This is a genomic window from Oceanotoga teriensis (assembly GCF_003148465.1).
Taxonomy (GTDB): domain Bacteria; phylum Thermotogota; class Thermotogae; order Petrotogales; family Petrotogaceae; genus Oceanotoga; species Oceanotoga teriensis.
In genome coordinates, this window is the sequence record NZ_QGGI01000005.1 from 65,925 (window position 1) to 78,483 (window position 12,559).

Genomic DNA, 12,559 nt, shown 5'->3' on the forward strand with positions numbered 1-12,559 from the left:
AAGCACCTCCAACACATATAATTTTATAAACTAAAGATTTTTTGATATAATTTCAGAGAACCTAGAAGTATATTCTTTGATTGTATTATAAATTTTTTCATAATCAGAATATTTTTCAGTGATAAATAGAAGTCTACCTATAGAATTCGATGACATACAATAAGATGTATAAAAAAAAGCAAAATTTCTTAAAGACCTAAAACCTATATCATTTCCAAAAAAAACTTTTATATCTCTTGAATAGTCGAGATCTTTAAATATCTCATCTTTTATTTCATCATTTTCTATTATCATACTCAAACTTTTTATACTATCATAACCGGGTTTGTGAAAAGAAATTATCTTTTCAAGCCCATTAATTATATATTTATTTCTTGAAAATTCATTTAATAGAACCTCAATTAGATTATACATATTTATTACTCTTATATCATCAGTTTGAAAATTTTGATTTTTTATGGCCTCAAAAACAGAATTAAAAGATTTTCCTTTTAGCCCTATATTCAACATCTCTTCTAATTCTTTATAATGAGGGAGACCATATATATCAACAGTTCTTGTTATAGTCATTCCAAGATTTGTCATAAGATTTACAACATAATTATAATCTGTAAGAGGTGTAACAACCGCTCTTGTTATGTAAATATATTTGGGATTTGGATATTCAAAAAGAACCATTCCGTTAAGAATATCTGATATCATTTTAGATATATTTTCATACATGAGATTTAAATCATAAAATTTATAATCTTTTGGCATTTCCATATATGTTCCATTTTTTGAATAAGCTTCATCTATAATATTAAAATAAAGAAACAATGCAGCATCTGTGGGAATTCTTCCTCCACTTGTATGCTGTTGATATATATACTTTAAATGTTGTAGTTTTTGCATATCATTTCTTATAGTTGCACTACTGGCTTTTATACTAGAATTACTCAAAACATCATCTGAACTAACAGGCTTATGTTCTTTAATATAAATCTTAACTATACTTAATAGAACTTCTTTTTGCCTGCTCGTTAATTCCATTCCCATACTTTTTATCACTCCTTTTTTATGAGTGCTAATTATATGATATCAATAAATTTATTTATTGTCAAATAGAAAAATAAGAGTTAAAATAATATAGATAAAAGAATTTTAGGGGGTATTAAATATGAGAGTTGAAAACGTATTAGAAAAACTTTCAGATATTATCTTAGAAAAGAGTGATAAATTAATTTTATCTAAAGAGCTCAATTCTGTAACAGATAATAGCGAAAATATTAACAAAAACGATGTTTTTGTTGCAATTAAAGGTTACAAATTTGATGGTCATAATTTTATAAAACCGGCAATCAAAAAAGGATGTTCTTTAGTTATAATAGAAAATAAAAGCTATATATCTGATTTGGATTTTCCTTATATACTGGTTTCAGACTCACGTGTTGCCCTCGCCAGACTATCTCATCTTTCAAATGAAATAGACTCAAACGAGTTTAAAATATTTGGTGTTACCGGGACAAATGGAAAATCTACAAGTGTTAATATACTTCATCATTTATTAAGAGAATCAAAGATAAATTCTTCTTTATTGAGTACAGTTGAAATTAAAATAAATGATTTGCTAATTGAAGAACCATACAATACAACACCCAGCATAATTAAAATATCAAATTTACTTAAACAAAGTAAAGACAAAGATGTAAACTTTATAAATCTTGAAGTATCATCACATGCAATTTCTCAAAAAAGAATTGAAGATATTTATTTTGATATTATATCATTCACAAACATAACAAGGGATCATCTCGATTATCATTCATCTTTTAATGAATATGAAAAAATAAAACTTTCTCTTGCAAATAATTTAAAACCTGATGGGAAAGTGATAATAAATTATGATAATTTTGATATGAAGAAATTCGAATTTATAGATTCTAAAAAAATTATAACTTATGGTTTTTCAGATGATGCTGATTATGTTATTAAGGAATTAAATCAAAGTATATACCAAATGAATTTCAAATTGATCACACCTGATGAAGGGGAAATTTCTATATATTCTTCCATAATAGGAAGTTTTAATGCTTATAATATAGTAAATTCCTTGATAGCGGCAAGACAGTTTGGACTCAGCTATGAACAAATAAAACATGGCATAATTACTTTTAAAGGAGTTAGAGGTAGATTTGAAATAATTCCAAGTTCAAAAGCATTGGGTTTTTCTGTTGTTATTGATTTTGCTCATACTCCAGATGCACTTGAAAATGTTTTAAAAAATGCAAGATCATTAACAGAAGGAAGAATAATCGTTGTATTTGGTGCTGGTGGTAATGCAGATAAAGGTAAAAGAAAGATAATGGGACAAATAGCGAGTGAATTATCCGACATAGTTGTCATAACCAATGATGATCCAAAAGATGAAGATCCAGATAAAATAATTGAACAGGTAAAAGAAGGAGTAAATAAAGAAAAAAATTTCATAGTCATTCCAGACAGAAAAACTGCTATAAATGCAGCTATTAACTTTGCAAATCGTGAAGATATAGTAATAATAGCTGGAAGAGGACATGAAAAATTCCAACTTTTTGGTGGTGGAAAACAAATTAAATTCTCTGATTACGATGTAGCAGCAGAAGCCATAGATGGCTTGAGAAGGAGTATGAAAAAATGAACTTGATAGAATTAAAAAATAAAAAATATTTTTTTCAAACAAATTCAAAAGATATAAAAAAAGATGATGTTTTTATAGCTTTAAAAGGCGAAAAAAATGATGGTCATAACTATTTAAATGATGCGTTCCAAAGGGGCGCATCTTTTGCTGTTGTTGAAAAAGATATACCATTTAAAAATATTTTAAAAGTTGATAATGTGTTAATTCATATATTAAAAGAGACTTCAAAATTAGTAAATAATAATAGTAAATTAAAAATTGGTATAACGGGATCAACTGGGAAAACTACAACTAAAGAATGTTTACATCAAATTTTGTCAAATACTCTAAGTATATTTTCTACTCATGAAAACTATAATACAGAAATAGGAATTCCTTTAAGTATATTAAATTATTATAATAATGAAGATGTAGCAATACTTGAAATGGGTCTTCAGAAAAAAGATGATCTTAAGTTTTTATCTAATTTTTATGATTTAGATGTAGCATTTATAACTAATATAGGTACATCTCATATAGAATTTTTAGAATCTAAAGAAAATATTGCTTATCAAAAATCTTTGATAACTAAAAATATGAAAAAAGGTCTTGTAGTTTTGAATGGAGATTATGAAAAATTATTGGATTTTATACCAAAAAATTTAAATATTATAAAATTTGGTAAAAAAGATTCTAATGATTCTGTATTAAAAGATTTTGAATACTCAGAAAATAAAACAAAAGTACTCTATAAAATATTTGGTAAAGACGTATTTTTGACTTTGAATAATATTTGGTCTGAAGGTCAATTAATAGATTTATTGGCGGTTATTTCATTTTGTATATTCATTCAAATCCCTATAGATCCTTATTTTATATCTAATATAGAGTTACCATCAAGTAGATTTGAAATAATTAAAACTGATAATTGTACTATAATAAATGATTCATATAATGCCTCTTTCGAATCTTTTAAAAGTGGTTTTGAATCTATAAAAAAATATACTTCTAAAGATAAAAAAATATTAATAATGTCAGAAATTAAAGAATCTGGTGAATATTCAAAAGAAATTCATATAAAAACAATAAAACTGGCTCAAAATATATTCAATGAGATTTATTTTTTAGATCCCGAAAATAAATTTAATTATTTAAATAATATAAATTTTATAAAAAATATAGAAGAAGTTAAAGAACTTATAAATAACACTAAAGGTATCATATACATAAAAGGTTCTAATTCTACAGGCCTTTATAAATTCATGAAGGAAAGGAGTTATTTATGATAGAGATATTATCTATTATAAGTTTTTTTGTTTTGATCTCACTTTATCCAAAATATATAAATTGGTCAAAGAAAAAACAATATGGTCAATACATTAGACAAGAAGGTCCTGATTTGCATAATTATAAACAGGGTACTCCCACTGCAGGTGGAATTTTATTTTTATTTTTTATTTCAATATTGAATCTAATTTCTTATTATTTATCTTCAAATCCAATATATTTAATAGTATTTTTCAGTTCAATTTTATTTGGATTTGTAGGTTTTATAGATGATTTTTTAAGCATATTCAAAAAGAATTCTTTGGGCCTTAGATCTTATCAAAAATTATTACTGCAAATAATTTTTTCTTTGATAATTTTTTATATAGTAAATAAATTTAATCCTCATACTTATTTAAAAATACCTTATATAGATAAAACTTTAGATTTGGGATTTTTTTACCCTATTTGGGCTGTTTTATTTTTAAGTGGTTTATCTAATTCAACTAATCTTTCAGATGGATTAGATGGATTATCTTCTGGACTATTTATAATTTCAACTATAATGACAGTAATAGTAAGCAAAGCACCTATTAATCTAATATATACAATAGTTTTACCTGTAATTGCGTTTATGATGTTTAATATTAAACCGGCAAAAATATTCATGGGAGATACAGGTTCTTTAGCTTTAGGAGGAATATTAGCCTCTATTTCAATATATTATTCCACAGAAATTTTTGCAATATTTACATGCTTTGTATTCATTGCTGAGATGTTTTCTGTAATAATTCAAGTTTTGAGTTATAAAATAAGAAAAAAGAGAGTCTTTTTAATGGCACCTGTTCATCATCATTTTGAAATGAAAGGGTGGCATGAAGAGAGAGTAGTCATGAATTTTTGGATTATAAATATATTATTTGGAATTTTAATAATCGGAGGTTAACATGAAAATTTGTCTCGTTGGATTTGGAAAAAGTAATAAACAATTAGTAAATATATTATTAGATCAAGGACATGAAATATATATCAGTCAAGATAATAAATTAACTGAAGAAGATATATTTTTATTAAAAAAATATGATATTCCATATGAAGAATCTCATGATAAGATGTTAAAAAATTGTGATTTAGCTATAATAAGTCCAGGGGTGAACCCTTACGGAAAAGCTGGAAAAATAATCTTTGAAAATAACATAAATTATACTACAGAAATAGAGTATTCATGGAATTTTATAAAAAAAGCAAATCCTAAAAGTATTTTTGTCGGTATAACTGGAACAAATGGCAAAACAACAACAACGAGTTTATTAGGTCATATATTACATTGTAATAATTCTGAAGTTTTTGTTGGAGGAAATATTGGTGTTCCACTTGCAAGCGCACCTATAAATGCTAAGTACTATATTCTTGAAGTGAGCTCTTTTCAACTTTTTTGGTCTAAAAACTTTTCTCCAGAAATTTCAATACTTTTAAATCTTGCTCCAGATCATTTAAACTGGCATAAAGACTTAGATGAATATTATGATAGCAAATTTAAAATGCTCAAAAATACTCAAAAAATAAATGGTTTAAGTATAATAAATAAAGATATACAAAAAAATATAAACGGCAATAATATATATGCTTTTTCTAAAGATTTTTTAAAAAATTCAAATATAATCATAAATAATAAAACAATAAAAGTAGAAAATGAGTTTTTAAACTTTGATATTTATAAAGAAAATACTGTGGCCGCAACCATTGCTGCTTATAATTTGAATATTCCAATTAGTAACATAGAATTTGGTCTTAGATCTTTTAAAAATTTAAATCATAGAATTGAGTTTATAAAAACTTTAAAAGGCGTTTCTTTTTATAATGATTCAAAAGCTACAAATGTACATGCTGCTGTAAATGCATTTAAAAGCTTTAGAAATAAAGTTTATACAGCATTTTTATGTGGAATACCAAAAAATGAAGATATGAGTTCTTTAATAGAAGAACTTGAAAAAAATTCAAAAAACATTTATGTTTTTGGAGATATGATATCAGAAATTAAAAAATACAATTTATCTGATAAATTTATATTTACAGAAAATGTAGATAAAGCTTTATATATGGCTTTCAAAAATTCAATTCAAAATGAAAATATAATTCTATCTCCAGCTGGTGCAAGTTTTGATCAATTTAAAAATTATGAAGATAGAGGAGATTATTTTAAAAAAATAGTTAACTCTTTGGAGGGATAACTATGAAAGAAAATCAAAAATCATTTGTTTTTTATTTTATTTTACTTGGTATAACCCTTATGTTGGGTGTTTTTTTCGTATATAGTGCCTTATATGCTATGGAAGATGCAAAAGGATTTGATCCAGATAGAAAACTAACGATGTATATCATATCTATGGGTATAGGTTTTATAGGTGGTTCTATAGCTTTTATATTTGGTAATAAATTGATAAAAATCCCCATATTCATGATAAGTATGTATACAATAATGCTGGGAGCTCTTTTTGCAGTCATGTTTACTTCTCCAATTGCTGGAGTTAGAAGATGGATTACACTGGCTGGTTTTCAATTTCAGCCGAGTGAACTTGCAAAATTTTTATTGCCAGCATTTTTAATATTTTATTATGATTTTATAAGAGATTCAAAAGAAACAATTTTTAAAAATATTTTAGTTCCTATCTTTATATCTTTACCTGTAATACTTTTAATAATGCAAGAACCTGATTTAAGTACTGCTATAATAGTTTCTTTTATAGCTTTTTTAACTATGTTAATATCTATTAGAAATAAAAAATTAATAGTTATATTATTAATAATTGCTATAATATTTGGAATAACGGCAATATATTTTAAAGATATATTATTAACAGATTATCAATTAAAAAGATTGGATAAAGAAGATAATTTCCAAACCTTGCAATCATTAAATGCCATTAAAAGTGGAGGTCTTTTCGGGAAAACGCCTTTTGCTGGAGATTTTAAATATATGGTTCCTGAATCTTACAGTGATTTTATAATGTCAATAATAGGAGAAGAGTGGGGTAAAGTAGGAATAATAATAGTGCTAACTTTATTTTATTTTCTATCAAGAGAATTAATAATGATGTCTTATAAAACAAAATCATATATTGCTTTTTCATTTTCAACTATAATAGCCATATGGCTTTTTATACAGGTCACTATAAATGCACTTGTAGGACTTGGTGTACCTGGTGTTCCAGTAACAGGAGTAACCCTTCCTTTGATGAGCTATGGAAATTCTTCATTAATAATTACTTTAACATCTATAGGTCTATCTTTAGGACTCATATATTTTAATTCCGGAGGAAAAAGTAATGAAAAAAATTAAAGTTGTAGTTGCCGGTGGAGGAACTGGTGGTCATTATTATCCAGCATTGGCTGTACTAAAAGAACTTAAAAAGAAAAATGATTTAGAAATTTTATACTTTGTAACTGATGGTAGAATAGAAGAAAAGAAACTTCCTAAAGATATTCCAGATGCAAATATTATAAAAATAAATATGAAAGGTTTGATAAGACCTATTTATAATCCTAAAAATATTCAAAGATTATTTCATGCTTATAAAAAATATATAGAAATTAAAGATGAAATCAAAAAATTTAGTCCAGATTTTGGTTTTTTAACTGGTGGATATATTTGTGGACCTGTTGGCTACTCATTAAAGAAATTAAATATTCCTTTTTATGTTCATGAGCAAAATTCAATAATGGGAATAACCAATAAAAGACTTTCTAAATGGGCAAAAAAAATTTTCACTTCTTTTTATTTTAAGGAATTTATACAAACCGGAAATCCCGTAAGAATATCTGATCATGATATTAAAAGAGAAAATCTAAAAAAATATGGTATAGAAAATATATCTAATAAAATATTACTTGTATTTGGTGGAAGTTTGGGTTCAAATAAAGTTGATGATATAATGTATGAAGTATATAAAAAATCTTCAATAAATACAAAATTTATTCATATTACAGAAAATGATAATAAATTCAAAAATTTTAAAAATGTTTTTTGTTTTAAATATATAGATGAATTATATGAAATAATATCTGTTTGCGATGGAATAGTATCAAGAGCTGGTGCTACAAGTATTGCTGAGATCAAATTTTATGATCAGAAAGCTATATTAATACCTTGGAGTGGTGCTTCAGAAAACCATCAATATTATAATGCTCTTGAACTACAAAAAAATGGTAAAGCAATAATAATAGATGAAAAAAAACCAAATATAGAAGATATTTTAAATTTTATAAATAAAATAAATATCAAAAATATAAATTATACATGGCATACAAAAAAAGATGTTTCAACAAATGAAATTATAAATAATATAGATGAAATTTAGGAGGTTCTCATGAAGTATTACTTTTCAGGAATTGGCGGGATAGGTATGAGTTCTCTCGCTTTATATGCAAAATATACAGGTCATACAGTATATGGTTCTAATAATGAAGAAAATGAAAGAACGAATTATCTTCAAAATCAAAATATAAATATAAAATTTGAACAAAATAAAGATATACCCGATGTAGATCTATTTATAAAATCAACTGCTATAAAAAATGATAACCCTGAAATAATAGCGGCTAAAGAAAAAAATATAAAAATATTATCGAGAATGGAATTTTTAAATACAATTCTTAAAGAAAATCATAGCATAGGTATAACGGGTACAGATGGAAAAACAACAACTACTGCTATGACAGCAAATATATTTATAAATGCTAAAAAATCTCCAACAGTTTTTTTAGGCGGTTTGCATAAATCTCTAAAAGATGGAAACTTTAACTTTGGGAAAAATATTTTAATATCTGAAGTAGATGAAAGTGATGGGTATATAAAATATGCCTCTTCAAATACAATACTTGTAAATAATTTAAGACCTGATCATTTAGAACATTATGATAATGATTTTGAAAATTTAAAAAAATCTATAAAAAATTATTGTAAAACTTCAAATAAATTTTTATTCTTTAATTACGATGATCCAATTTTAAAAAAATGGAAGAATGAATTCCAAAATATTATTTATTTTGGAATAGACGAAGATGCCGATTATATAATGAAAAATAGAAAGCAAATAAATTCTCATCAAGAATTCGATATGTATAAAAAAGATATATATCTTGGAAAAATAACTTTATCTATGCCAGGTATCCATTATGCTTATGACGCTTTGGCAGCTGCTTCCATTTCTTTAGAATATGGAATAAAATTTGAAGATATTCAAAGATCTTTAAAAAAATTTGAATCTGTTGGTAGAAGATTTAATATACTATATTCTAATTCTAATAAATATGTAATAGATGATTATGCTCATACTCCTGAAGAAATTTTTCATACTATTGAAGGTGCTAAAGAATATTTCCCAAATAAAAAAATAATAACAATATTTCAACCCCATAGATATACAAGACTTCATAGACATAAAAATGATTTTGTAAATGTTCTCAAAAATTCTGATGAAATAATCGTTTACAGAATATATTCAGCCTTTGAAGATCCCATAGATGGGATAGATGAAAATTATATTTGTCGTTTATTGAAAGAAAATGGAAAAAATTGTTTATTTTTTGATATTGACAATGATATGATCGATTATCTAAAAGCAATTAAAGAATCTGTCTTTTTATTTGTTGGTGCTGGTGATATAACAAAAGTAGCTTATAAACTGTCTTCTGAACTTTTAAATTCACATATAAAATAAAACCGAATAAAATTATCGCATTTATGTATTTTTTTGTAATATTTTAGTTTCCTTTTGTTTTCTTGACACTTTATAATAAATATGTTATTATATATTTCGGTTGGCGAAACAAAAACAACAAAAGCCCCCATCGTCTAGCGGCCTAGGACATTGGCCTTTCACGCCAAAGACACCAGTTCAAATCTGGTTGGGGGCGCCATCAACCGGGCGCTTAGCTCAGCGGGAGAGCATCTGCCTTACAAGCAGAGGGTCGTAGGTTCAAATCCTGCAGCGCCCACCATTTTTTATAAATTTATAAACGAGTGGGCAGATAGCTCAGTCGGTAGAGCAACGGACTGAAAATCCGTGTGTCGACAGTTCGATTCTGTCTCTGCCCACCATAAAAAAACAGATGATTTTTTATCATCTGTTTTTTTATTTATATTTAAATATTTTTATTAAAAAGAAAATCTCAATTTAATATAATCTATAATTATAACCATCAATAAAGCAGGCAAAAAATTTCCAACTTTTATATCTTTTAAATCAAGAAGTCTTATTCCAAGTCCAAGTATCATAATACCTCCAACAGCTGTAAAATCATTTAAATATACTTCATCCATCAAAAAATATAAATTTTTTGAAAATATGATTAAAATAGTTTCAACAAAAAAAACGCTGATCGCCGATAGTATAACACTATATCCATAAATAGATGCAAATATTATAGAAGATATTCCATCGAGAATACTTTTTAAATTTAAAAGAGTATTATCTTGTGAAAGACCCGCTTTCATAGCTCCCAATATAGTCATAGGACCTACAACAAATAAGATAGTCGTAGTCAAAAAACCCTTAGAAACTGTTTCTTTATTATTCTTAAAAAAACTGGTAAGTGATTCAATTTGTTTTTCTATATTCAAAAATTCTCCTATTACTCCTCCAATTGCTAAAGAAATCAATACGATTATCATATTATTTGATTTTAATCCCATAGAAATACCGATTATTATAGTTGTTAAGCCTATAGAATCGAATAGAATATTTCTAATTTTTGAATTAAAAAAACTTCCAAGCCATTTTCCAATCAGTGTTCCTATGATTATAGCACAAGAATTAAATATAACTGCATAATTCAACAACAGATCACCTCAATTTACTCTCAAAATATAAATATCCTTTTCAGAAGAAATTATCATATAATCATCTAAAACAAAATTATATTTCATACCTTCTGAAATACTTATATTATGAAACTCTTGATCATCAAATTTTATGTAAATATTTTTTTCTTTCCAAAAATATGAATTATTATTATTATTTATATAAATAATATCCTCTTCAGTTTCAAATAATAATTCATATGATCCTTCAGTACTAATTTTATATACTTTTTTATCTTCTAAAGAAACGAATATATTTTTATCATTAAAAAATATATTTTTTACCAAAGAATCAAATTTAATTTCTTTTACAATTTTTCCATTTTCATTTAAAATATAGATCTTGTTTTCTGTATATAATATTATTTTATTTTTGAATATTTCGATATTATTTTTATCTATATTTATTTTAAAATCCCAATTTAAATCATTTTCAGAATTATAAAAAGAAATTCCCTCATAATCAAGAATTAAATATCCTTCATTATAAGAATATATATTTCTAAAATAATCTTCAAGATTTATTCTCTTAATAAAAGAATAATTTTCATTATATATTTCATAGTATTTTTCTAAAAAATATCCTATATAATAATTATTATTTATTTTAGTTGCTATTATATCTTTACTTGATTTTCTTATTTTTTTTAATATTTGCATATTTTTCGAATTTATAAAATAAAAATAATCCGATGATTCTGTTATCAATATTCCATTGAAGCATTCAATATATCTTTTTGGTTTATAAGAACTTTCTATTAAAATTTGATCATTTAAAAAACCATCATATGAATATTTATATAAATTTCCAAATGTATCTATAATATATATATTATCAGAATCACTATATATATTGCTTATATTATTAAATTCATTTATTTCATCATATACCTTTATATACTCTATTGAATTTATACTGGGATTTATTATTTCAAAATTATCTCCAATTATTTTGTTATTTCTAAATATTAAAGAATTTGTATAAAATAAATCATCATCATTATTTATTCTATATATTCCATAATTTTTTTCTTCAAAACCTTCATATTTTAGTACTTGTGAAGTATTTTTTTTATTTGAATTTTTATTTATCAAAAATAATGAATTTATATTTTTAAACTTTAAATGAGGAAATGTATCAAAAACTATGCCATTTTCTTTGAATATTAATTCATTTGAAAATAAAATAAATTCTTCTTCATAAAAAACATAGTTTTTATTTTTAGATGAAAATCGATTTAAATCATTTAAATCGATTTTTATAATTCCATTTTCCAATATTATTTCAAAATTATCTGAATTTAATAAAATTTTGTTGAATTTAATAAAAGTATCTTTTATGTTTATAATATTTTCTTTACTTTCCTCATTATAAATAGAAAAACTACTTAAAAATTCTTTTTTTATAATAAGTTTATCATAATCATTTTTAAAATAAAAAAAATCATCTTTAACTTTGTAAAGATTTAATTTTTTATTTATAATTATTTCATTTTTTAAATGTAATCCTTTTTTAAACTCTGTTATTTTTTCTTCATAAGATAGATAAGAAAGATTATCAGCTGAATAAACATGAACTTTACCTTCGCTAATTATTTTTAAAACATTTTGTTCTAAACTTTGTATATCTCCTATTATCATATTACCATTCTTTAAAAGAATATATCCTCCAAAAACATACAAAAAGTTAATTAAAATTAATAATAATAAAAATAATTTTTTCATAAATCCACTCCTAAACTCTTATGATACTTTAATTATAGCATTTTAAGTTTTTCTATATTATAAAATTT

The 12,559-nt window shown here is 24.3% G+C and carries 10 protein-coding genes and 3 tRNA genes; 10 read left to right on the forward strand and 3 right to left on the reverse strand.

Features of this window, described 5'->3' with window-relative positions:
• Positions 1-30 precede the first annotated feature (30 nt).
• A complete protein-coding gene (locus C7380_RS04835; protein ID WP_109604354.1) occupies positions 31-1,038 on the reverse strand; it encodes a hypothetical protein in 1,008 nt (335 codons plus the stop codon).
• A gap of 121 nt (positions 1,039-1,159) precedes the next feature.
• On the opposite strand from C7380_RS04835, the gene C7380_RS04840 reads away from it, so the two are divergent.
• From C7380_RS04840 to C7380_RS04885, 10 genes are all read left to right on the forward strand, one after another.
• The gene (locus tag C7380_RS04840) at positions 1,160-2,659 is read left to right on the forward strand and encodes a UDP-N-acetylmuramoyl-L-alanyl-D-glutamate--2,6-diaminopimelate ligase (RefSeq protein ID WP_109604355.1); all 1,500 of its coding nucleotides are present in this window, start codon (positions 1,160-1,162) and stop codon (positions 2,657-2,659) included.
• Complete coding sequence (gene murF, locus C7380_RS04845) at positions 2,656-3,924, forward strand: UDP-N-acetylmuramoyl-tripeptide--D-alanyl-D-alanine ligase (RefSeq protein WP_109604356.1); 1,269 nt, start codon at positions 2,656-2,658, stop codon at positions 3,922-3,924. Before C7380_RS04840 ends, murF begins: the two co-directional genes overlap by 4 nt.
• On the forward strand, positions 3,921-4,850 hold the full coding sequence (gene mraY / locus C7380_RS04850; RefSeq protein WP_109604357.1) for a phospho-N-acetylmuramoyl-pentapeptide-transferase: 930 nt from the start codon (positions 3,921-3,923) through the stop codon (positions 4,848-4,850). Before murF ends, mraY begins: the two co-directional genes overlap by 4 nt.
• A 1-nt stretch (position 4,851) precedes the next feature.
• The gene (gene murD, locus C7380_RS04855) at positions 4,852-6,135 is read left to right on the forward strand and encodes a UDP-N-acetylmuramoyl-L-alanine--D-glutamate ligase (RefSeq protein WP_109604358.1); all 1,284 of its coding nucleotides are present in this window, start codon (positions 4,852-4,854) and stop codon (positions 6,133-6,135) included.
• Positions 6,136-6,137: 2 nt separating this feature from the next.
• A complete protein-coding gene (locus C7380_RS04860; RefSeq protein WP_109604359.1) occupies positions 6,138-7,244 on the forward strand; it encodes an FtsW/RodA/SpoVE family cell cycle protein in 1,107 nt (368 codons plus the stop codon).
• Entirely contained in the window at positions 7,231-8,262 is a 1,032-nt protein-coding gene (locus C7380_RS04865) for a UDP-N-acetylglucosamine--N-acetylmuramyl-(pentapeptide) pyrophosphoryl-undecaprenol N-acetylglucosamine transferase (protein WP_109604360.1), read from the forward strand. The genes C7380_RS04860 and C7380_RS04865 overlap by 14 nt, the downstream gene beginning before the upstream one ends.
• A gap of 9 nt (positions 8,263-8,271) precedes the next feature.
• Positions 8,272-9,624 carry a UDP-N-acetylmuramate--L-alanine ligase gene (murC, locus tag C7380_RS04870; RefSeq protein WP_109604361.1) on the forward strand — a complete coding sequence of 451 codons (1,353 nt, stop codon included), beginning with the start codon at positions 8,272-8,274 and terminating at the stop codon, positions 9,622-9,624.
• Positions 9,625-9,747: 123 nt separating this feature from the next.
• Positions 9,748-9,823: transfer RNA gene (locus C7380_RS04875), tRNA-Glu, on the forward strand.
• Positions 9,824-9,829: 6 nt separating this feature from the next.
• Positions 9,830-9,904, forward strand: a tRNA-Val gene (locus tag C7380_RS04880).
• Between the two features lie 24 nt (positions 9,905-9,928).
• Positions 9,929-10,004, forward strand: a tRNA-Phe gene (locus C7380_RS04885).
• A gap of 57 nt (positions 10,005-10,061) precedes the next feature.
• On the opposite strand, the gene C7380_RS04890 is transcribed toward C7380_RS04885, so the two are convergent.
• Together C7380_RS04890 and C7380_RS04895 are read right to left on the reverse strand one after the other, a co-directional pair.
• Complete coding sequence (locus C7380_RS04890; RefSeq protein WP_240597508.1) at positions 10,062-10,742, reverse strand: DUF554 domain-containing protein; 681 nt, start codon at positions 10,740-10,742, stop codon at positions 10,062-10,064.
• Positions 10,743-10,754: 12 nt separating this feature from the next.
• Positions 10,755-12,491 carry a hypothetical protein gene (locus C7380_RS04895; protein ID WP_109604363.1) on the reverse strand — a complete coding sequence of 579 codons (1,737 nt, stop codon included), beginning with the start codon at positions 12,489-12,491 and terminating at the stop codon, positions 10,755-10,757.
• Positions 12,492-12,559 lie beyond the last annotated feature (68 nt).